This is a genomic window from Salinigranum sp., from assembly GCF_041641895.1.
Classification (GTDB): Archaea; Halobacteriota; Halobacteria; order Halobacteriales; family Haloferacaceae; genus Salinigranum.
In genome coordinates this window covers 1-21,178 of record NZ_JBEPXO010000050.1, presented here as the reverse complement: position 1 = coordinate 21,178, position 21,178 = coordinate 1, and the positions used below count along the sequence as shown (strand labels likewise).

Here is a 21,178-nt window from a genome sequence, read left to right as displayed (position 1 = left end):
GCCGTCGCTCGCCGGTGTGAGCGGCTGAGAGGAGTAAGCCCCCTTCTGTTCGTCCCGGCATTCAGCTGAGCGTCCGCGTCCACCCCGGACGAGGTCCGGGGGCACGTCCGAGACGTGCTGTCCGGACTACCTTACGGCGCGGACTTGCACCGGTGAGGATTCGCCGTTCCATCCGTTCTCGGTCCGTCGCTCGCGGGCGACGCCCGCTCGCAGGCGAGGGACCGGGTCCCTCGCAGCCCTCGGCGGGTTAACTCCCCTTCCTCACGGTCGGGTTCGCACGCCTCATCGGTCGGACCGAGGGGTCTCGTTTCTGTTCCAGAGCCAGCCGTCTCCGACTCCGGGCTTGCGCCCGGTCACCTGTCCGGACGGTGGGGGGACTTTCCTCATGGCCGCCGGTGCGGCCACGGGAACCGGGCTCTCTCTGCCACCGTCTCGTACTCCGTGGTCGTGGTTAAGCCGTTCGGTGTCGCCGGTCGACGTCGCCACCGTATCGCGTTTGTGCTTGCATCTGCCACCTGTTCACAGTCCTCACGCGAAGGAGAGACGCGGAGCGGGCGGGAGAGCCTGAAATAAACCCTCACGATTCTTCTTGTGTGAAAGGAAGGGTTCAAGTCGTCAGCCGTTCACCTTCAGAGTATGTCGGAGGCGCAGACCGTTCGCCTTACCTACGAGGATGGGGCGCGTGCGGTCGAACTGGCCCGAGAATCCGTCGAATCGTACGTTCTGCATGGCCAACGGGAGCAACCGGGGAGTATGCGCGACGCCTTCTACGCGCGAACCGGTGCCTTCGTTCGTCTCCAGTCCACACGTGGACGGGGTCGCTTGCGCGGCTGTGCGGGGGCGTATCGAGGCAAAGACCAACTCGGGCACGCCATCGTCGACGCGGCTATCCAGGCCGCGTCGGGCGATTCCTGTGGCTCCGAAATCGAAGCCCAGGAACTGCCCCACCTGAACATCTCCGTCTGCATCGTCTGTAACCACCTTCTCACCAACGACCCACTCGCCGACCTCGAGCTGGGCCGCCACGGCGTTGCCGTCGACAGCGGCGGGAAACACGGCTGGCTCTACCCCACCATCCCCGTCGAGAACGACTGGTCGAAGGAGGAGTACCTCACCCGCGTCTGCCGCAAGGCCAAGCTCTCGCCGTTCGCCTGGCAGACCGACGACGCCATGGTCACGCTGTTCGAGGGCCAGGTGTTCCGCGAGCGCAACGACGGCGGCAGCGTCGAAGAGCTGTAAACGTACGACACCGAGCGTTTCACCGTCCTCAGACACGACAGACCCGTCTCTCCGTCCGGAGTCTCGAAACCTGTCGGAGACGGAACCCAACTCGCTCACACCCGTTCGGTCCGGAAGTGCCGCCCTCCGCGTGGAGGTCACACACTCCGACTCGTCAGTGACAGCGAGAAGCGTACTGGCACCGTCCCGACACACGCCGCTCGGGACGACCCGCGTGCCGACGACAGCGAGTGGATACCGCACGGAGTCGGCCTCCACCGCACGTCGACCGCACCGCGAAGCGGTCCCCGGAATCGTCTGCGCCTCAATCGTTTCTCGACTGCATACTCACCGCCGTGACGGAAATCATGTACTGCTTCCCGCAGTCGCACTGCAGGAACCGCTCCGTCGTATCCCCCGCTACCCACTCGGAGCACGCCTCGCACCGAACTTTCACGCCGACTGTGTTTCTCATCTCGGGTCCTACATTAATTTCAACTCTCTACTGTGGTAAATAGATGGCGGGAACTGCCGATACACTGATGATAGCGGACTGATATCACCGGACTAATCTGTCGAGTCTCACGACTGCTGGCCCCTCTCGACCGGCCGACTCCGTCCGGGCGGCCAACGTACGCTGTTCTCTCGGGACGCCGACGTGAACCCGTCACTGGTCGAGCACTCGGGCGGGCGTTCGCCGACCGAGCCCCACGTCGCTCTGGGGCTTTCGAGCCCTCACTCCTCGCCGTACCCACACAGGGCCGCGTCGGCCTCGGCCCGTGCGGCCGCCGCGTCGAGGCTCGTGTCGACGCCGTCGACGAGCTCGCCGTCCCGGAGGAGCGGTTCCAGCAGCGCCTCGCCGTCCTCGGGTGGCGGGTCGTTGCCCCGGCGAATCTCGTGTCTCCCGTCTCGGGTCCGGTACACCTCCTTCACGCCGCCGAGTTTCCCGCGCTTCGCGCCCGCGACGCCCGCCACCTCGACGATGTCGAGCGCGAAGTCGACGGGGTCGGCGTTCGAGACGTAGCCGCCCACGCCGAAACCGTCCGCGACGTCCCGGAGTTCCCGGAGGTCTGTGGGCCCGAGGCCGCCGCTGGCGAATATCTCGACGTCTTCGTACCCCTCGCTGTCGAGCGCCCACCGGACCTCCCGGAGGATGTGCCGGAAGTCGCCCCGCCGCGAGGCGGTGGTGTCGAGGCGGACGCTGTCGAGGCGGGACATGCTCTCGGCCGCCCGAAGCACCTCGTCCACCTCGTCGCTGTAGGTGTCACACAGCGCGACTCTGGGGACCGACTCGTCGACCGTCTCGTCGAACGCTCGCCACGCCGACTCCTGCTCACCGGGACCGAAACAGATGACGAGCGCGTGGGGCATCGTCCCCGACGCCTTCCTGCCCAGGACGTCGCCGGCGGCGACGTGTGAGAAGCCGTCGAGGCCGGCGACGAGCGCGCTCCGTTCGACCATCGCCGCGATGGACGGATGCACGTGTCGCGCGCCGAACGAGAGCACGAGCGAGTCGGGGGCGGCGGTCCGGACGTCGAGCGCCGCGGTGGCGACGCCGCTGGCGTGGCTCAGAAAGCCGAGGAGGGCGGTCTCGTACCGCGCGAATTCGAGGTACCGCCCCGAGATGCGCATCACCGGCCCCCCGTCGAACAGTCGCCCCTCCGGGACGGCGTCGACGTCGACGGGGAGTCCCGTGAGGAGATGCGCCGCGTCGTTCACGCCGGCGAGGAGTTCGTACTCGTCCCGCGAGAACTGGTCCGCCGTCACCTCCGCGACGACGTGCGGGTTGCGTCCGGCGGCTTCGAGCGTCTCCTCGGTCCGCTCGAAGTACGCGTCGGTCGCTCGCCCCTCGGCGATGGCCTCGGGGCTCACGATGTCGAAGTCGGTCATACGCTTGGTTGCTCTCGGGGCGTGAAAAGTTCACTCGTTCGGTCGCCCGATTCGAAGAGGAATCGTCTTCGGTCTCGCGCAGGCCGTCGCAGTCGAGCGACCGGAACCCGAGGCGCGCCGGACGCGGGTCACCCTCGCGGCCGGACGTCCTCGAGGTCCTCGGCCGTCGGCGCGTTCACGACGACGACTCGTGTGCCCTGTCGGGTCACCCGGAACGCGTCGGCGTACGGCCCCTCGGAGACGACCCAGACGTCCGTCGCCTGCTGGCTCCCGCCCTGTGCGCGGAGGATGGCGCGGTACGCCTCGAGGAACTCCCGGGCGTCCTGTTCGGTGTCCCACTCGGTCACCCAGACGTACCCGTACTCGGCGTCGGCTCCCGACCCCTTGTGGTACGGGAAGACCCGGTCGTTCGCCCACCCCGCGGACGGGTCGGCGGCGTAGTTGTACGTGTCGTAGGGACTGTCTGTCTCGAACAGCCCCCGGGGGTTGATGGTCTCGGCGCCCGACCGCGCCTGCGACCAGAACATCGCGAAGATGGAGGCCTCCCCGACCGTGTCGGAGCCGTCGACGCCCTGGTCGGGATACAGTTCCCAGCCGTTCCGCGCGCGGTCACGGAACTCGATGGGGACCGGTTCCTCGTCGGTGGCGTGGATGACCTGTTCCGTCGACACCGGCGGCGAGTCGAACGCGTCGTTGACCGCCTCCCACCCGCCGTCCTCTTTCAGCCACGAGACGTACACCGGGCCGTCCGAGTACGGCTGGAACACGGTGAGGAGGATGCCGAGGTTCGGCGGCGGCCCGTCCGACCCGCCGCGCTGTGAGGGCGTCGACACGCACTCCCACTCGCCGCTCGCACACCGCTGGGCGTACTCGCTCTCGACGTAGTTCGCGTCGCCCTCGACGAGTCCGTCGATGGCGAGGTCACCGTCCTGCGTCTCGCCGCGGTAGCGCTCCCGGGTCAGGTCGAACTGCTGGTCCTGGGCGGCGTGGACGAGCTCGTGGACGAGCGTCGAGTTCCGCAATACGGGAGAGTCGGGCGTCTCAGTGATGACCTTTATCTCGTCGTCGCTGGGCGCGTAGAAGCCGACGACGGAACTGCCCTGTGTGTCCGACAGCGCCTGCTGGACGTTCGTGTCCTCACCCGCGATGAACAGCGCCTCCCACACCTGGTTGTTCCAGGCGGAGAAGTCGCTCTCGGCGGGCGTCGCTACCTCCGCGGACCCGTTTCGGTACTCCGAGCGGGCGATGACCTCGACGGGGACTTCCGACTCGAACTCGAGCCCGCGAATGTACTCGACGCGCGCCATCGACCGCCCGACGAACGCGTCCAGTTCCGCGTCGGAGAGGCCGTCGGACTGGTTGACGTCGATGGACTCGTTGTACCAGTAGCCGGACTCCCAGCCGAGTCTGTCGCTGGCGGGGTCGGCGAAGTCGAACCCGTCCGCTCCGTTCGCGTCCGCCTGCTCGTCCCCGGCGTCGCCGGCTCCCGCGTCGGCCGGTAGCGGCCCGTCCGCGAAGGGGGCCGCACAGCCCGCGAGCACCACGAGGGCGACGACGAGAAGGGACGAGGCCTGCAGCCGTCTCATACCCGGACCAGGGGGCCGACGGTGAAGAACCTTGGCAGGTACGTGTCGCCCACGCGTCGAGCGGCGCCGCCGTTCCTCCCGTCGCCCTCGCCGCCGCGCATTTACCGTCGACGGCCGTACGTTCACCCATGTCCAACACCTTCGCCCCCGCCCGAACGGCCGTCGTCGTCGTCGACATGCAGAACGGCTTCTGTCACCCCGACGGGAGCCTATACGCGCCGCCGAGCGGTGACGCCATCGACCCGGTGACCGACCTCGTCTCCCGCGCCCGAGAGGCGGGCGCACGCGTCGTCTACACCCGCGACGTCCACCCGCCCGACCAGTTCGACGACGCCCACTACTACGACGAGTTCGACCGATGGGGTGAACACGTCGTCGAGGGGACGTGGGACGCCGAACTGGTCGAGGACCTCGACGTCCGCGAGGCGGACCTCGTCGTCGAGAAACACACCTACGACGCGTTCTACCGGACCCAGCTAGAGGGGTGGCTCCGCGCGCACGGTGTCGACGACCTGCTCGTCTGCGGGACGCTCGCGAACGTCTGTGTCCTCCACACGGCCGGCAGTGCCGGCCTGCGCGACTTCAAGCCGGTGCTCGTCCGCGACGCCGTCGGCTACCTCGAAGAGGACCACCGAGAGTACGCGCTCGACCACGCCGACTGGCTGTTCGGCGAGACGACGACCCTCGACGCGGTGGCGTTCGACTGAGACAGCGCGCGAGCGCGAGAGGGCGGCCGGGGGTGCGACCCGGACGGCCCCGGCTCAGTCGCCCTCGGCACCAGTTTCGTCTCTGAAGAGCCGATACGCCACCTGTCCGGTCGCGACTGCGTGGCTGTCCTCGCCGTCGGCCGTGGGGCCTTCGACGGTCACCGTCGAGACGCCGATGGTCCCACCCGCTCGCACAACCTCCGCCGTCGCCGTCAGGTCGCCCGAGGCCGGCCGGAGGTAGTTCACGTTGAGGTTCACCGTAGCGAGGCCGCCGGCGAGGGGGTCGTCGAACAGGGTCCACTGCGCGATCGCGCCGGCCGTGTCGACGAGCGTCGCGGCCACTCCGCCGTGCACCTGCGGCGTCCCGGAGGTCCCTCCGTCCTCGGTGGGGACGTCGTTCGTCAACTTCTCGTCGAACGGAATCGACATGACGACCCGGCCGTACTCGACCCGGTCGACGCGCGTGCCGAGCCACGAGAGGTAGCCGTGGTGCTCCTCGATGTACTCCTCGAACAGGTCGGTGACTCCCGGTGGGACAGCGTCACTCGTCACGGCCGTGTTTTCGCCGGGGCGCGTTTGTAGCCGTCGGTCTCCCCCACCCGACGCACCCGGTGAGGGTGGACGCGGCCGACCCGAGCAGGACGAGCGCATCCCTGCGGCGCATCGTGGGAGACGCGTCGGCCGTTCACCGCACGTGTCTCTCGGCCGGTTCGGAGCCACCCGCGAGTCCCGTCTCACTCGGGCGCGATGGTCACCGTGACCCGCTCCCCGCGCTCGAACTCGTGACCCGGGCAGACGATTTTGACCCCGACCGGCCCGGCGCGCGCACAGAACAGCGAGAGGCCGGTCACTGCGCTCCCGTTCGCCCGCACGCCGAACGGTCGCCAGGAGACGTCGCGCGACCGACGCTCGCCGACTACCTGTCCCAGGAACGAGACGGGACCGCTGTCGATCGCTCCGGACTCCGCGAGGACTCCCCCGCCGTCGTAGTGGGGCATCCCGCCGTCGAGGACACCGACGACGCTCTCGGCCGGTCCGTCAGCTCTCCGGACTTTACCGTCGTCGCCCGCCCCGTCGCTCCCGCCGCAGGCCGCGAGTCCACACCAGTCCCCGTCGCCCGGGTGGAGCGGTCGGTCCAGGACGACGAACGTCTCGCCCGTCTCGACGACGGTCCCCCTCCCGTCCCACGCGAGTGGCGTCGGCGCGGACGGGAGTGACACCGGGAGCGACCCCGACGCGCGCTGGAGATTCTGGTCCGCCTTCCGGAACCCGAGGTGGACGTGGTTGTCGACCCACGGGGCGAAGAAGCCCGAGCGGACCATCTCGCCCAGCGAGTCGCCGACCGCCACCCGGTCACCCGGTTCGACTCCCGGTTCGATGTGGAGGACGCGCGCGACGACGGGCGCGTCGAGGCCAGCGGACGCACACCACGCGGCGTCGCAGTCCACGAGGACGAGGTGGTCGTGTTCGACGGCGTAAGACTTCTGCGGCGTTCGGACCGTCCGCGTCGCCCGGACCACCCCGCTCACCGGGGAGATGCCGTCGTTCGAGTCGGGGTAGAGGTCGATCGCACAGCCCTCGTCGTGTGCCGGGTACGGCGAGTTGTACAGGGAGAGGCGACGGAACGGGTCGAGCGATTCCGCAGGGAGCGTGACCCCACGGCCCCACCCCGACTCGACTGTCATACCCGCTCCAGGGACGAGACCCGTATGAGTGCATCGGCTCGCACCGCTTCGGACCTCGTCTCCCCGGCGAACGTGCCGCAAGAGGCGGCGTGGTTTCAAATACGAGTCCGCGGCCACCGTGGGTATGCGCTGAGCGTCACCACGGGGCGTTCGCGGTTGTGCGGCACGACGCCCCGCGCGAGAGCGTGTGCCGCCTGTTCGCCCCCTGCCGGCAGCACGTCCCGAGCGTTCGCCCGCGTCGGGTTCACAGAGACACCGTTAGGTGCCTCCACTCCCTCCCGGAGCGTATGCGACTCGTCCGTGGCCGCGCCGCCACCCCCGAGGAAGACCGCGCCGCGACGGCGGCGATGCTGTCCCGTGCGGGCGACACCGGAGTGGAGGCGTTCCGCGCGTGGACGCCCCACCGACAGGTCGCGTTCGGCCGCCGGGACACTCACGCGGACGGCTACGATCGGGTGCGTCGGGCCGCCCGCGACAGAGGGTACACGGTCGTCGAGCGGAGCGTCGGGGGCCGTGCCGTCGCCTACACGGGGTCGACGGTCGCCTTCGCTCACGCGCTCCCCCTCGACGACCCCCGACGCGGCCTCTCCGGGCGGTACGAGGCGGGCGTCGACGGCGTCCTCGTCGCCCTCCACGACCTCGGGGTCGACGCCGTTCGCGGCGAACCCGCCGCCTCCTTCTGCCCGGGCGAACACTCGGTCCGCCTCCGAGACGGCGGGAAGGTGTCGGGAATCGCCCAGCGCGTCCAGTCGAACGCCGCACTCGTCGCCGGATGCGTCCTCGTCGACGGGCGGGCGGACCTCGTCGACATCCTCACCCCGGTGTACGACACACTTGGCATCTCGTTCGACCCGGCGTCCGTCGGCACCCTCGCGGCCGCCGGCGGGCCGGAGGCCCCCGGGCAGGTGTGTCGAGCGCTCGAACGCGCGTTCCTCGGCGGGCCGGAGGACGCGGGCGTCGAAGTCGTGTCGGTCGACGACGTGTCGCTCCCCGACCCGACGGACGCGTGAACGGCCGAGACCACGGCCTTTAGGACACCGCGCTGGCGACGAGTGGTATGCTCATCCGGGACGCGAGACTCGCCGGCGGCCGTCGACGGGACGTCCGCATCGAGAGCGAACGCATCGCAGACGTTGCGGCGGCGGGATCGCTCGACGAAGACGGGGACGACGTGGTCGACGCCGACGGCCGCCTGTTGCTGCCGGGTGCCATCGACGTCCACGTCCACTTTCGACAGCCGGGCTACCCGCACAAGGAGACGTGGGCCACCGGGTCACGGAGCGCGGCCGCCGGCGGCGTCACCACGGTGGTCGACCAGCCGAACACGGACCCCCCGACGGTGACGGGCGAGGCGTTCGCGGAGAAGGCGACACTCGCCGCCGACTCCCTCGTCGACTACGGCATCAACGGCGGCGTCACCGAGGCGTGGGACCCCGACTCGCTCTTTGCGGCACCGCTGTTCGCTCTCGGTGAGGTGTTCCTCGCGGACTCGACGGGCGACATGGGCATCGACGCCGACCTGTTCGCGGACGCGGTCGAACGCGCCGCCGCGGCGGGCGTTCCCGTCACCGTCCACGCCGAGGACGCGTCGCTGTTCGACCAGTCGGTGCGGGCGGGCGACGCCGACGGGATCGGGTGCGACGCCGACGCCGACCGCTGGAGCGCCTTCCGGACCGCGGCGGCGGAGGCACGGGCGGTCGAACGCGCCGTGGAGGTGGCGAGTGGCGCGGACGCGCAGGTCCACATCGCCCACACCTCCACTCCCGAAGGCATCGACGCCGCGACGGCCGCCGGTGCCACCTGTGAGGTGTCGCCGCACCACATCCTCCTCTCCCGCGACGACCTGAGTGAGCTCGGAACGTACGGCCGGATGAACCCACCCCTGCGGAGCGAAGCGCGCCGACAGGCCGTCTTCGAACGCGTCGTCGACGGGACCGTGGACGTGGTCGCGACCGACCACGCCCCCCACACGGTCGAAGAGAAGGAACGGGGGCTGTGGGACGCGCCGAGCGGCGTCCCGGGCGTCGAGACGATGCTCCCGCTGTTGCTCGACCTCGCCCGGCGCGACGAACTCACCTACGCGCGCGTCCGTGACCTCGTGTCCGCGAATCCTGCCGCCGTGTTCGACCTCCCGCGGAAGGGGCGCATCGAGACGGGGGCCGACGCCGACGTCGTGCTCGTCGACCCCGACACCCCCCGCGAGATTCGAGGCGACGACCTCCACTCGAAGTGTGGCTGGACGCCGTTCGAGGGCCGCCAGGGCGTCTTCCCCGACCTGACGCTCGTGCGCGGGCGGGTGGTCTACGAACGCGTCGGTGCGGAGGAACGGTTCGGCACGCCGGCCGGTGAGAACGTCCGGCGGTAACTGTTCGGTGCGACGCCTCGTCTCCGCCTCGGGACCGCGACGGCCCTCGTCGCGCACCCTGCCGATACGGTCACAGCGAGAGTATCGGTGTTCGCTCACCGACCCACGCCGGCGTCGGGCACCCGATCGGCCGTGTTCAGGCTGGCTTGAACGACGCCTTCCAGATGGTCGCTCCCGTCGGACTGGCCGAATCCCGGCACACCTGCGACGAGGTGAACTCGTACTCGGTCTCGCCGTCCGCGGCGACGTGTCTCCTGTTCGTCCGGATGGCCGCCAGCGTCTCCGTCCCCGTCTCGTACTCGACTACGAGTTCCCGGAACACTTTGAGTTCGGACTCGGATGCGAAACAGCTCGCGGGGAAGTCGAACTCGAACGACGGCTCCGCCGTGAACGGTACTCTCAGCGCCGGCTCGCTCAACAGGAGCATCGTCCCGCCGGTGGCGCCGTGGTCGGCAACTGCGGTTCCACTCACCGCCCCACCGAGGGCGAGCCCCCCCACCCCGATTCCTCCCGCTCGCAGCGCCTCTCGGCGCGTCAGGTCGGTCATGCTTGTCTCTCCTTCGAGTGTCGGGTCGCGCTCGTGCGACGACCGGGAGTATCGACCCGAAAAATGATAGCTGTTTTTCACCACGTGGCTGACGTTCCGTCACTCGGACCGGTCGTTTCCACTCGCTCGACTCACGTGTAGCCGAACGCCGTCCCGAGCAGCACCGCCGTGAGCATCAGGCCCGCGCCGAACCCACCGATGCGGGCCATCGCCCGTCTGGAGTCGGCCTCAGTCCATCCACCCGCCGTCTCGAGGTGTGCCTGCATCGCTTCGAGGCCGGGGCCGGCGAGGGCAGACCCTGCCCAGCCAAGCAGCCCGAACCCGAACGCGACTGTCCCGACGAGGAAGACCGCGTCGGCAGCGGTGGCGACGTCGGCCACGAGCGTGCCGCCGCCGACACCGCCGACACCGACACCGGCCCCGGCGAGCAGTGCCGTGCCGACGAGACGAGCACGCTCCGCGAGCGACGGCGACGGCTCGTGGTACGCGTCGGTGGTGTCGGTGGCGTGTGGTCCGGAACCGGAATCGGAACCGGGTCCGGACCCGGAGCGTGAAGCAGAGGGGGCCATGTGGACGCCGTCAGTCGACGGCTTCGCGCATCCGCGGGTCGAGCGCGTCGCGCATCCCGTCGCCGAGGAGGTTGAACCCCAGCACCGTGATGGCGAGGAACAGCCCCGGGAAGAACGACATCCACCACTTGCCCGTGAGGAGGCCGTTCTCGACGCCGCGCGAGAGCATCAGCCCCCACGACGGCGCGCCGGCCTGGGCGCCGAAGCCCAAGAACGAGAGCGCGGCGAGGTCGATGATGGCGAGGCCGAAGTTGAGGGTGGACTGGACGGTGATGGGTGCGATGCAGTTCGGCAGCACGTGTCGGACCAGCACCCGGGGGTCCTTCGCGCCGAGCGCCACCGTCGCGTCGATGTACTCGTCTTCCATCACCTTGAGCGCGGCACCCCGCACGACGCGGGCGAACCGGGGGGTGTAGACGAGAGTCAGAGCGAGCACCGCCTTCCACAGTCCCGCCCCGAAGATGGCGACGAGCGCGAGCGCCAGGAGCAGGGAGGGGAAGGCGAGCAGCATGTCCATCGTCCGCATGATGACGTTGTCCGTCACGTCGCCGTAGTACGCGGCGACGATGCCGAGTCCGACGCCGAGTGCCGTCGACGCGCCGACGGCGATGGTGCCGAACTTCATCGCGAGCCACGCCCCGTACATCGTCCGCCTGAAGATGTCGCGGGCGGCGACGTCGGTCCCGAAGAGGTACTGGTTCCACGCGGCCGGCCCGGCCCACCCCGGTGGGTGGCGGTCGGGGATACCGGTCCCGAGTCGCGAGGAGGCGAGCGCGTTCACGTCTAGGGTCACCCGGGCGACGACGGCGACGACGAGCATCCCGAAGATGATGCTGAGGCCGACGACTGCCAGTCGGTTCGAGAGCAGGTTCGAGACGAACGGCGACGCCAGTAGCCGGTCGACGAAGCCGCGCGTGTCGTCGGTCGTGGTCTGCGTTTCGGTTGCCATCTATTGGTTGATCCGTGGGTCGAGGTAGCTGTAGGTGAGGTCGACGCCGAAGTTCACGAGCGTGAACAGCAGCGCGAACGTGAGGACGGTCCCCTGGACAAGCGGGTAGTCCGAGGCACCGATGGCACTGACGAGCATCGTGCCGATTCCGCCGATGCCGAAGATGGTCTCCGTCAGGACCGCCCCGCCCAGGAGGGTCCCGAACTGGATGCCGATGACGGTCACGACGGGGATGAGCGCGTTCTGGAAGCCGTGTTTCATCACGGTTATCTTCGCCCCCTGGCCCTTCGCGCGTGCCGTCCGCATGTAGTCCTGGCGGACGACTTCGAGCATCGACGAGCGCATCATCCGCGACAGCAGCGCCATCTGGTAGACGCCGAGGACGACGATGGGCAAGAGGAGGTGCCGGACCGCCGAGACGAACGCGTCCACCCGGCCCAGGAGGAGCGTGTCGATGGTGACCATCCCCGTCAGGGGGAGTTCGCGGCCCATGAACGTCCACTGGTCGGCGAGGAAGATGGTCGACCCGATACGGCCACTCGTCGGCAGGATGCCGAGGTAGGTCGAGAACAGCAGGATGAGGAGCGGTCCGGACCAGAAGATGGGGACCGAGATGCCGGTCAGCGCACCGACGCGGGTGAGGTGGTCGGTCAGCGAGTCCTGCTTCACCGCCGAGATGACGCCCAGCGGGATGCCGAGGAGGATGCCGGCAATCTGGCCGTAGATGGCGAGTTCGATGGTGACGGGAAGCCGGTCGACGAGCACCTGCCTGACGGGCGTCCCCTGCGAGATTTTGTACGACTGGCCGAAGTCGAACGTCGCCGCGTCGCCGAGGAACCGGACGTACTGGACCCACAGCGGGTCGTTCAGCCCGAGCTCGGCGCGAACCTGTGCGACCTGCTCGGCCGAGGCCCGCTGTCCGACGATGACCCGCGCCGGGTCGCCCGGGGCGAGCTGGAGAATCGCGAACACCAGTGTCGCCACGCCGAACAGCACCGGCACGAGGAGGAGGAGGCGTTTGACGAGAAACCGTTTCGAGACCATACGACGAGTGGTGTGGAAGGCGCCTGATTAAGGCTTCTGTCTCGTGGTTACTGGAGCTGTACCGTGTTCAGGAACGGCCCACCGACTGAGCTGACGGTGTAACTGTCCTCGACGACCGCCTGGTTGACGCCGCGGAGCGTCTGCGCGTAGTCGAGGAACACCCACGGTGCTTCGTCGTGTGCGATCTGGTTCGCCTCCTTGTAGAGCTGTTCGCGGGTGGCCTCGTCGTAGCTCTGCTGGGCCTCTCGCACCTTGGACATGAACTCGGTGTTGGCCCACGCGGCGACGTTCAGGGGGCTGTACCCCTCCGTGTCGAAGCTGACCCAGTCCTGCTCCTCGGGGACGGCGTCCATCGACACCTTCGGGTCCAGCAGGACGTACAGGAAGTTGTCCGGGTCGGCGTTGTCGGTGTACCAGCCGAGGAAACACGCGTCGTGCTTCCCCTGGTCGGTGTAGTCGAGGTACGACGAGAACGTCGAGAACTGGTTGATGCTCACCGAGAGGCCGATTTCCTCGAGGTCGGACTTGACCTGGTTCGCCGTCTCGACCGGGCTGGGGTTGTAGCCGCGCGGGTTGGAGAACGTCGCGAGTTCGAACTCGAAGCCGTCGCCGTAGCCGGCCTCTTCGAGGAGCGACTGGGCCTGCTCCTTGTCAGTCGGGTACGGCTCGAGGTCCTCGTTGTGACCGAGGACGTCCGGCGGGAGCGGCTGGTCGGCGACGCTCGCGAAGCCCTGGTAGATGCTGTCGACGATGGCTTGGGTGTTGACCGCCAGCGAGACGGCTCGCCGGACCTGTCGGTTCCGGAACTCCTCGCGACGCGCCATGTTCATCGCCATGTAGCCGACGTTGATGCCGTTCTTCGAGGCGAGCCGCGCCGACCCGGCACTCTCGAGCTGCTGTGACGACTGCGAATCGAGGTTGTCGGTGATGTGGGAGTTGCCGTTGATGACGTCCTGGACCCGGGTGGAGTTCTGACCGATGGTCTTGAAGACGACCTGTTCGACGTTCGGCCCGTCGCCCCAGTAGTCGCCGTTCCCTCCGAGGAGGACGCGCTGGTTCCCGTTGTCGAGCTGTTCGAAGGTGAACGCGCCCGTCCCCTGCGGGTTCGTCCCGAGCGCCACCTGGTCGTCGAGCGACTCGATCTGTTGCTTCGAGAGGATGGCCGCGGCGAACATCGCCAGGTTCCGCAGGAACGGCGCGTACTGCTGGGTGAGTTCGATGGTCACCTCGTAGTCGCTGGAGGCGTCGACGCTGTCGACCCAGTTGCCGAACGTGAACGGGCCGTAGCCCGAGCGGTTCGAGTCGCCGAGGTAGTACTCGTAGTCAGAGTCGGTGAAGCGACGGATTGTCGCGCGGACGTCCTCGGCGGTGAACTCCGCGCCGTTGTGGAACGTCACGCCCTCTCGCAGGGTGAGCGTCGCCGTCGTCCCCTCGAGCGAGTACTCGGTGGCGAGCCCCTCGCGGAGCTGTCCACCGCTCCCCGGCGTGAAGCCGACGAGCTGGTCGAAGACCTGGTTCGTCACCTTCGCCACTTCCCCGCTCGTCGTCTGCTGGGGGTCGTAGTTGGTGGGGTGGTCGCCGCGGGCGTACACGAGCGTGCCGCTCATGTCGCCCCCGCCACCGCCGCTCTCGGTGTCCTCACCGTCGCCGGTCCCGCCCGAGGTGCTGGTGCCGTCGCCGCCGCCGCTGCCGCCCTCGGTGGGACCGCTCCCGTCGCCGCCCGAACAGCCGGCGAGCGTCGCCGCGAGTCCGGCGCTGCCGGCGGTCTTGAGGAAAGTACGTCGATCTACGTTGCGGGGCATAGTCATATGTGCTAATATTTCGCAGTAAAAGTCTTGTGTTTGTCAGCCGGAACCGGGGCTGAGAATTACTAGACGGCGCTACTCTCCGTCGGACGTCGGCATCGGCTCTGCCAGGGTGGTCGCCTTCCCCTCGTAGAGGTGACAGGCCGCGGGGTGGGCCTCGTCCCCGAGGGTCGGTTCCCGACGCTCGCAGACGCTCTCGAAGCGCTCTCTGAGGCGCTCTCCCGCCGTGTCGAAGTCGCCGGCGACGACCGCTTCGAGTGCGCTGTCGACGACGTCGCGGTTCGCACCGGTGAGACGACCGTCGACGTACCGGTCGCGGAGTACGTCGACGACGGCCCCGTCCCCGTCCGTGGCGTCGCCCGACGCGACCGCGTCGCGGGCGGCGTCGACGTCGATTGCCTCGTCGGCGACGCGCTCACGGAGCGTCATGACGTCGCGGTACACGTCCTGGTCGATGTCGACGTCGTCAGGTGGGATGACCTGCGGACATCGGGTGCGGAAGTGACAGCCCGAGGGTGGGTCGATGGGGGAGGGAACGTCGCCCTCCAGGATGACCCGGTCGGTGTCCACCGTCGGGTCGGGTACCGGAATCGCCGACAGGAGCGCCTGCGTGTACGGGTGGCGTGGCTCCGCGAACAGTTCGCCCGTGGGTGCCGTCTCGACCACCTCGCCGAGGTACATCACGGCGATGCGGTCGCAGATGTGTCGCACCACGCTCAGGTCGTGGGCGATGAAGAGGAACGTGAGGCCGAACTCCTCCTGGAGGTCCTCGAGGAGGTTGAGGATCTGCGCCTGCACCGAGACGTCGAGCGCAGACACCGGTTCGTCACAGACGATGAAGTCGGGGTCGACCGCGAGCGCCCGGGCGATACCGACGCGCTGGCGCTGCCCGCCCGACAGTTCGTGCGGGTACCGGTCGCGCTGGTCGGGGTCGAGGCCGACGGCCTCCAGCAACTCGGTCACGCGCTCTCGTCGCTGTCGCCGCCGCGACGACTCCGACTCCTCCTCCGGCAGGTCGTGGATGACGAGCGGTTCGGCGACGATGCCCTCGACGGTCATGCGCGGGTCGAGCGACGACATCGGGTCCTGGAATATCATCTGGAGGTCGCGCCGTCGCGCGCGCAGTTCCGCTTTCGACAGCGTGGTCAGGTCCTCGCCGGTGAACAGCACTCGCCCCTCAGTCGCCTCGAGGAGTCGGAGGATGGTCCGGCCGGTCGTCGACTTCCCACACCCCGACTCGCCGACCAGGCCGAGCGTCTCACCCTCGTAGACGGTGAGGTCGACGCCGTCGACGGCCTTGACGTTCTGCTTCTCGAGGCCGAGCCACTCGTCGAGTAGTCCGTCCGCGCGCGAGAAGTGCTTCTTCAGGTTCTGCACCTCGAGCATCGGCTCGCCCACCTGCCGGGTCCGCTCGGAGGTGAGGTCGCTCCCGGCCCCGTACTCGCTCTCGTCGAACTCCTCCATGACGCACTTCGCGCAGTGGTCGACGTCCGCGCCCCCGTGCTGGAGGTGGGGAATCTCCCCCTCGCGGCACTCCTCCATCGCCCACGGACACCGCGGCGCGAAGTGACAGCCGTCGGGCATGTCGATGAGGTCCGGCACGTTCCCTTCGATGGGGGTGAGTCGGTCGCGGTCCTCGGTCGGAATCGACTGGAGGAGGGCGTAGGTGTAGGGGTGAGAGGGGTTCGAGAATATCTCGTCGACGGGCCCCTCCTCGACGATTTCGCCGGCGTACATCACGGCGACCCTGTCGCACGTCTCGGCGACGACGCCGAGGTCGTGGGTGATGAAGAGGACGGACATTCCCAACTCCTCTTGGAGGTCGTTGATGAGGTCGAGAATCTGCGCCTGGATGGTGACGTCGAGCGCCGTCGTCGGTTCGTCCGCCACCAGGATGTTCGGCCGACACGCCAGCGCGATGGCGATGAGGACGCGCTGACGCATCCCGCCGGAGAACTCGTGTGGGTACTCGTCCACTCTGGCGGTCGGTTCGGGGATTCCCACCTCCGAGAGGACGTCCACGGTCCGGTCGACGACCGCTTGGTCGATGTCCGAGCCCATACGGGGGAGGATTTCGCGGACGGCGTTGAGCCAGGTGTCCTTCTTCCGGCCGCCGTACTGGTGGAGGCGGAGGGACTCCGCGACCTGTTCGCCGACGGTGAGCGCCGGGTTCAGCGAGGTCATCGGGTCCTGGAAGATCATGCTCATCTCGCCGCCGCGGACGGAACGGAGGGCCTCTTCGGGAGCGGCCGTGAGGTCGACGTGGTCGCCGTCGACGAACCCGGGGTTCGTGTACCGCTCCCGGAACGTCTCCGCGAGCGACGACGAGCGCAGCGTCACCTCGCCGTCGACGATGCGGCCGGGGTCGTCGACGAGACGCATCGCCGAGAGGGCGGTCACGCTCTTCCCGCTTCCCGACTCGCCGACCAGTCCGACGGTCTCGCCCTCCCCGATGTCGAGCGAGACGCCCTCGACGGCCTTGACCTGGCCCCGCTCCGTCGAGAACTGCGTCCGGAGGTCCGACAGTGAGAGTACGGGGAGCATATGTCTACCTTCCATGTCCCTACCTCCGCCGGAAATAGCTTTTGACCCGCTCCGAGACGTGGAAACGAACGCGCTTTTCCGACGGACCCACGAACCCGGAGGCATGGACGAACGTGGCCCGACGGACGCCGGTGGCGGGGAGGACCACCCACTCGCCGGCATCGTCGACCGCTGGGAGGCGGTCATCGACGACATGGAGGCGACTGCGACGGAGTACCGCGAGCAGGGGTGGGAGGTGGTCGAACTCCACCCCGGCGACGTCACGCCGCTCCCGCCGGCCCGCGGGGGGGACGCGCTCGACGACGACCGGGTCGGCCTGGACGTGCTCGTCCCCGACAACGAGTTCGAGGCGGTCGAGTCGGCGGCGGCGGACGCGACGTTCGACAGCTACGAGGCGTACCGCGCACAGGCCGGCAGCGTCGTCTTCGCTGTCGTCGCCATCGAGGCGACGGCGGACGGGCGCGCCGTGCTGGTCCCGCTCTACTACCGTGCGGCGGACGCCCGGGAGATGACGCGCCGTGCCCGAGAGCGTGGCTCGCTCGACCTGTACGTCCGGCCGCTCGCCGACGACCGCCGCGTGGTGTTCACGCAGGAAGCGCCCGAGTTGATCCTGTCCGAGACGGCGGGGGAGTGACCGCTCGGAGGCCGGGTCAGGCCTCCGCGGACGCTAACCGGTTCTGGACCGCCCCCTTGTCGTAGTACACCCGATGCTCGCTGACGACGCCGTCGACCACCCGGACGGTGGCCATCTCCGGGATTTCGAACCGCTCTCCCGTCGGCGGCACGCCCTGAAACTCCCCGTCGTGTGTCATCCGCAATACGCCCCGGTACATCACCACGCCGGCGTCGGCGAGCAGTTCCGTGACGTCGACGTGGAAGTCGGAGAAGCCGACCTCGACCGCACGCATGAACCCCTCCAGCCCCTCGCGGCCGTGGAACTCCTCGCCATCAGGGTCGACGTGGACGAACGACTCCGAGACGAGGTCGGGGATTCGCTCGTACGCCTGTTCGTTCCACGTCTCGACGTAGGCGCGCGCCACGCACTCGGCGTTCGTCGTCGGTCGCTCCGCGTCTCTCGTTCGGTCTGACATGGCTCCGCGTAGCGGTTCGGTCCGTTGTCGTGTAGCGTTACCCCGTGGGAGGCTTCCCACGGCGTGGACGCGGTCGTCGGTCCGGGGCGGTTTTTTCTCCCCTCGTGTGCTAACTGGTAGCATGGACGACGCGCTCGCAGAGCTCCGGTTTCTGGCGTCCTCAGCGAACCGTGTCCGCGTCCTCGAGGCGCTCTCGGACGGCGCCACGACGCGACGCGAGGTCGAAGCGCGGACGGGCGTGGCGCGGTCGACGGTCGCCCGCGCTCTCGACGAGGCCGCCGAGCGCGACTGGGTCGACTCGGAGGGGAGTCGATACTGGACGACCCCGGAGGGCGAGGCGCGGCTGTCGGCGTTCCGCACGTACCTCGAGACGACGGCGGGGATGCAGCACCTCGGCCCCGCCCTGCGGTGGCTGCCCGACCCCGTCCGTGCCCTCGACTACCGTCACCTCCGGGACGCCGAACTTACCTACCCGACCGACGACAACCCGGCCGCGCCGTTCGACCGGGGACTGGCCGTCCTGGAGGCGGCCGATGAGTACCGGAGCCTCACCCAGAACTCCTTCCCGCGGTACATGGCGGTCGTCCGCGACCGGGTCGTCGCTGGGGTGCTCGACTTCGAGGGAATCGTCGCGGACGCGTTCGTCGAGACGCTCCGGGGAGAGCCCGACCGAGCGCGTGTCTGGCACGACCTGGCCGACCGTGTGTGGGTGTACGACGGGCACGTCCCGGTCAACCTCCAGGTCGCCGACGGCACGGCCGTCATCTGGCTCTGCGGGCCGGACCACGACGGCGACGACGTCGTGGTCAAGGGACTCCTCGAGAGCGACGACCCCGCGGTGGTCTCGTGGGCGGAGTCGTACTACCGGGAGTTCCGTGCCGAGGCGGACCCCATCGAGACGACCGGGCTACCCGTGGCGTGACGGCGGGGGCCGACTAGTCGTCGGACGCCTCGGCGAGGTCCTCCGCCCGGAGTTCCGAACTCGCCTCGCGCACCTCGCGCATCACGCTGGAGATGCGCTCTTCGGCCTCCAGCTCCTCGGCGACCGCGAGGTCGACGCCCTCGACCTCCAGGAGGAACTTCGCGATTTCGGACACCTCGTACATCAGTTCGTCGAGCTCCTCGGCGGTGAAGAAGCCACACATCGCGCCGTAGAGGAACGTCGCCCCCGACTTCCTGACCTTGTCGCGGAAGGCGTGTCGCGCCTGGTTGACCGCCTGCGGCGAGTAGGTGTCGGTCATGAACGGGACCAGTTCGGGGAGGTTGTCGCCGATCTTCGTCATCTCCACCCCCGTCTCGGTCCTGAAGTCGGCGCAGAGCCGGGCGATGGCCCACTCGCGGGCGGTGATGTACGTCCGTTCCCTGAGGAAGTCGTTGACCCGGTCGTACTGCGCGCCGTCGACCTTCTTGAACCGCTCGTACTTGCGGACGTCCGCCGGCGGCCGGTCGTCTTCGACCGCGGCGTCGCCGTCGGCGTTCCGACCCGTCTCGGCGTCCGCCTCGTCTTCGTTCCCGTTCTCGTTCTCGTCGTCCGGACTCGTCTCGAATTCGGCGTCCGCGCCGTCCGTCTCGGCGGCGTCCCCGTCCGCCGTGGCCGACGTCTCGTCTCCGTCCGCTCCCCGTTCCCCGCCAGTCGTGGGTCCGCCGGCACTCGCGCCGCTTCGCGCGGCGTGGTCGTCTCCGTCGTCTCCGTCGCGTTCGCCGTGCTCCGTGCGCTCGTCGCGCTCCACCGTCTCGGCCTCCTCGCCCGTCCGCGAGCGTGGGTCGTCGGCGGGGTCGTCGCTCATACCTCGCCGTACCCGTGGCCGGGCGAAAAGCGTGTCGGGGACGTCAGACGCCCGTCCGCCGGAGAGCGGACGCCTGGCCGGGTCGCGCCGTGCCGCGCGAACGGCCGCGGACGCGTCGACAGCCGGCGCGGCGTGCACGGACCGCCACCGCTTCCCTCCGGAGGGGACGAAACACCGCGCCGAGTGACCGTCTCTGGTTCGGGACGGTTCCCGGCGTGTGGGGACCAGCCTCCGGGATTATCTGTCTTTGGATTGACTAGTAGGTGGGTGAGATAGTATGCAGCTTCCCGATTTCGAGACACTGAACGACATCTGGAACGAGGGTGACGCGACGCTGGCCCGAGCGGTGTTCGCCGAGGACGTCGTCGTCCACGACATCCCGCTGGGGACGACCTACGAGGGAGTGGACGCGTTCACCGAGTGGATGAGGGAGGTCCGCGAGGGGTTCCCGGACTTCCGGGTCGAGACGCAGGACGTCGTCGTCGGCGAGTCGAAACTCGTCGCGCAGTGGGTCGCCACCGGCACCCACGACGGACCGCTCTCGATTGGCGCCGAAGCCACCGGACGACAGGCCGAGTGGCAGGGGGCAACCGTCTACGCCGTCGCCGACGGCACGGTGACCGAGGCGTGGTGGTACTACGACATGCTGGGCATCCTCGAACAGCTCGGGCTCGTCCCGCAGGAACTCCCGGCCTGAGCCGGGCCGTCCAGCACACTTTCTCGGTCGATTCGGTCCTTGGGCTCGCCCCAGCGTCAGCCACGCTCGCGGCTGACCAACCTATATGACGCTCGGACCCCTCACACGGCTGTGACCTCGAACCTCTCCGACCGGACCGCCGCGGCCCTCGGCCGGGCGTGGGCCGACGACGAGCCCTGGTCGCTGGTGACCGACCTCGCTCGCATCGACTCGCGGCTGGGTGGCTCCGCGGGCGAACGCGAGGCGGCGTCGGTCGTCGCCCGCGCTCTCGAACGGAGCGGCGTCCGCGACGTCTCGCTCGACCCGTTCCCGACGGCGGTGTGGACCCGTGGACGGAGCCGTTTCGAACTCCTCGACTCGGCAGGGGCCGACGACTCGGCGCAGTCGTTCGACTGCGTCGCCCTCCCGTACTCCCCGGCGGGCGACGTCGAGGCGGCACTCGTCGACGTCGGCGACGGCACGCCCCGTGAGATTCGCGACGCCGACGTCTCCGGCCGCGTCGCCGTCGCCTCCACCACCACGCCCGACGGGAGCCGGTTCGTCCACCGCATGGAGAAGTACGGCTGTGCGGTCGACGAGGGAGCGGTGGGCTTCGTCTTCGCCAACCACGTCCCCGGCCAACTGCCACCGACCGGGAGCCTCCGGTTCGACGGCGAGGCCGAGATTCCCGCCGTCGGCGTCTCGAAGAGATCGG

At 69.0% G+C, this 21,178-nt stretch carries 20 protein-coding genes and 1 other RNA gene; 8 read left to right on the top strand and 13 right to left on the bottom strand.

Features of this window, described 5'->3' with window-relative positions; all coding sequences use genetic code 11:
• Nucleotides 1–22 precede the first annotated feature (22 nt).
• Nucleotides 23–426, bottom strand: an RNA gene (gene rnpB / locus ACESK5_RS11895) — RNase P RNA component.
• 210 nt (nucleotides 427–636) lie between these two features.
• Between rnpB and ACESK5_RS11890 the strand changes: the two genes are divergently transcribed.
• Complete coding sequence (locus ACESK5_RS11890) at nucleotides 637–1,239, top strand: TIGR00296 family protein (RefSeq protein WP_372911783.1); 603 nt, start codon at nucleotides 637–639, stop codon at nucleotides 1,237–1,239.
• Nucleotides 1,240–1,953: 714 nt separating this feature from the next.
• On the opposite strand, the gene ACESK5_RS11885 is transcribed toward ACESK5_RS11890, so the two are convergent.
• Together ACESK5_RS11885 and ACESK5_RS11880 are read right to left on the bottom strand one after the other, a co-directional pair.
• A complete protein-coding gene (locus ACESK5_RS11885) occupies nucleotides 1,954–3,108 on the bottom strand; it encodes a nicotinate phosphoribosyltransferase (RefSeq protein ID WP_372911782.1) in 1,155 nt (384 codons plus the stop codon).
• Between the two features lie 128 nt (nucleotides 3,109–3,236).
• Entirely contained in the window at nucleotides 3,237–4,694 is a 1,458-nt protein-coding gene (locus ACESK5_RS11880) for an Hvo_1808 family surface protein (protein ID WP_372911781.1), read from the bottom strand.
• A gap of 128 nt (nucleotides 4,695–4,822) precedes the next feature.
• On the opposite strand from ACESK5_RS11880, the gene ACESK5_RS11875 reads away from it, so the two are divergent.
• Nucleotides 4,823–5,401 carry a cysteine hydrolase family protein gene (locus tag ACESK5_RS11875; RefSeq protein ID WP_372911780.1) on the top strand — a complete coding sequence of 193 codons (579 nt, stop codon included), beginning with the start codon at nucleotides 4,823–4,825 and terminating at the stop codon, nucleotides 5,399–5,401.
• 54 nt (nucleotides 5,402–5,455) lie between these two features.
• Here the strand turns inward: ACESK5_RS11875 and ACESK5_RS11870 are convergent, their stop codons facing one another.
• Nucleotides 5,456–5,953, bottom strand: a complete 498-nt coding sequence (locus ACESK5_RS11870) for a PaaI family thioesterase (RefSeq protein ID WP_372911779.1) — start codon at nucleotides 5,951–5,953, stop codon at nucleotides 5,456–5,458.
• A 182-nt stretch (nucleotides 5,954–6,135) separates the two neighbouring features.
• Complete coding sequence (locus ACESK5_RS11865; protein WP_372911778.1) at nucleotides 6,136–7,086, bottom strand: hypothetical protein; 951 nt, start codon at nucleotides 7,084–7,086, stop codon at nucleotides 6,136–6,138.
• A gap of 287 nt (nucleotides 7,087–7,373) precedes the next feature.
• Between ACESK5_RS11865 and ACESK5_RS11860 the strand changes: the two genes are divergently transcribed.
• Nucleotides 7,374–8,096 carry a biotin/lipoate A/B protein ligase family protein gene (locus ACESK5_RS11860; protein WP_372911777.1) on the top strand — a complete coding sequence of 241 codons (723 nt, stop codon included), beginning with the start codon at nucleotides 7,374–7,376 and terminating at the stop codon, nucleotides 8,094–8,096.
• Nucleotides 8,097–8,143: 47 nt separating this feature from the next.
• Nucleotides 8,144–9,451, top strand: a complete 1,308-nt coding sequence (locus ACESK5_RS11855; protein WP_372911776.1) for a dihydroorotase — start codon at nucleotides 8,144–8,146, stop codon at nucleotides 9,449–9,451.
• Nucleotides 9,452–9,587: 136 nt separating this feature from the next.
• Here the strand turns inward: ACESK5_RS11855 and ACESK5_RS11850 are convergent, their stop codons facing one another.
• From ACESK5_RS11850 to ACESK5_RS11825, 6 genes are all read right to left on the bottom strand, one after another.
• The gene (locus tag ACESK5_RS11850; protein WP_372911775.1) at nucleotides 9,588–9,998 is read right to left on the bottom strand and encodes a hypothetical protein; all 411 of its coding nucleotides are present in this window, start codon (nucleotides 9,996–9,998) and stop codon (nucleotides 9,588–9,590) included.
• Nucleotides 9,999–10,129: 131 nt separating this feature from the next.
• Nucleotides 10,130–10,567 (bottom strand): hypothetical protein, encoded by a 438-nt coding sequence (locus tag ACESK5_RS11845; RefSeq protein WP_372911774.1) that lies wholly within the window; start codon nucleotides 10,565–10,567, stop codon nucleotides 10,130–10,132.
• Nucleotides 10,568–10,577: 10 nt separating this feature from the next.
• Complete coding sequence (locus ACESK5_RS11840; protein ID WP_372911773.1) at nucleotides 10,578–11,516, bottom strand: ABC transporter permease; 939 nt, start codon at nucleotides 11,514–11,516, stop codon at nucleotides 10,578–10,580.
• Nucleotides 11,517–12,560: an ABC transporter permease gene (locus ACESK5_RS11835; protein ID WP_372911772.1), complete on the bottom strand. Its 1,044-nt coding sequence runs from the start codon at nucleotides 12,558–12,560 to the stop codon at nucleotides 11,517–11,519.
• Nucleotides 12,561–12,607: 47 nt separating this feature from the next.
• Nucleotides 12,608–14,362 carry an ABC transporter substrate-binding protein gene (locus ACESK5_RS11830; RefSeq protein WP_372911771.1) on the bottom strand — a complete coding sequence of 585 codons (1,755 nt, stop codon included), beginning with the start codon at nucleotides 14,360–14,362 and terminating at the stop codon, nucleotides 12,608–12,610.
• 78 nt (nucleotides 14,363–14,440) lie between these two features.
• Entirely contained in the window at nucleotides 14,441–16,909 is a 2,469-nt protein-coding gene (locus ACESK5_RS11825; protein WP_372911787.1) for a dipeptide ABC transporter ATP-binding protein, read from the bottom strand.
• 103 nt (nucleotides 16,910–17,012) lie between these two features.
• Between ACESK5_RS11825 and ACESK5_RS11820 the strand changes: the two genes are divergently transcribed.
• Nucleotides 17,013–17,543, top strand: a complete 531-nt coding sequence (locus ACESK5_RS11820) for a hypothetical protein (RefSeq protein ID WP_372911770.1) — start codon at nucleotides 17,013–17,015, stop codon at nucleotides 17,541–17,543.
• Nucleotides 17,544–17,559: 16 nt separating this feature from the next.
• Here ACESK5_RS11820 and ACESK5_RS11815 read toward each other — a convergent pair whose 3' ends face one another.
• Nucleotides 17,560–18,000, bottom strand: a complete 441-nt coding sequence (locus ACESK5_RS11815; RefSeq protein WP_372911769.1) for an ester cyclase — start codon at nucleotides 17,998–18,000, stop codon at nucleotides 17,560–17,562.
• 121 nt (nucleotides 18,001–18,121) lie between these two features.
• Here ACESK5_RS11815 and ACESK5_RS11810 point away from each other — a divergent pair, with 121 nt between their 5' ends.
• Nucleotides 18,122–18,922 (top strand): helix-turn-helix transcriptional regulator, encoded by an 801-nt coding sequence (locus ACESK5_RS11810; RefSeq protein ID WP_372911768.1) that lies wholly within the window; start codon nucleotides 18,122–18,124, stop codon nucleotides 18,920–18,922.
• Nucleotides 18,923–18,935: 13 nt separating this feature from the next.
• Here the strand turns inward: ACESK5_RS11810 and ACESK5_RS11805 are convergent, their stop codons facing one another.
• On the bottom strand, nucleotides 18,936–19,787 hold the full coding sequence (locus tag ACESK5_RS11805) for a DUF5806 family protein (RefSeq protein ID WP_372911766.1): 852 nt from the start codon (nucleotides 19,785–19,787) through the stop codon (nucleotides 18,936–18,938).
• Between the two features lie 277 nt (nucleotides 19,788–20,064).
• Between ACESK5_RS11805 and ACESK5_RS11800 the strand changes: the two genes are divergently transcribed.
• Nucleotides 20,065–20,484: an ester cyclase gene (locus ACESK5_RS11800; protein WP_372911764.1), complete on the top strand. Its 420-nt coding sequence runs from the start codon at nucleotides 20,065–20,067 to the stop codon at nucleotides 20,482–20,484.
• Between the two features lie 111 nt (nucleotides 20,485–20,595).
• Nucleotides 20,596–21,178, top strand: a 583-nt coding sequence (locus tag ACESK5_RS11795) for a PA domain-containing protein (RefSeq protein ID WP_372911763.1), incomplete at its 3' end; no start/stop codon positions are given.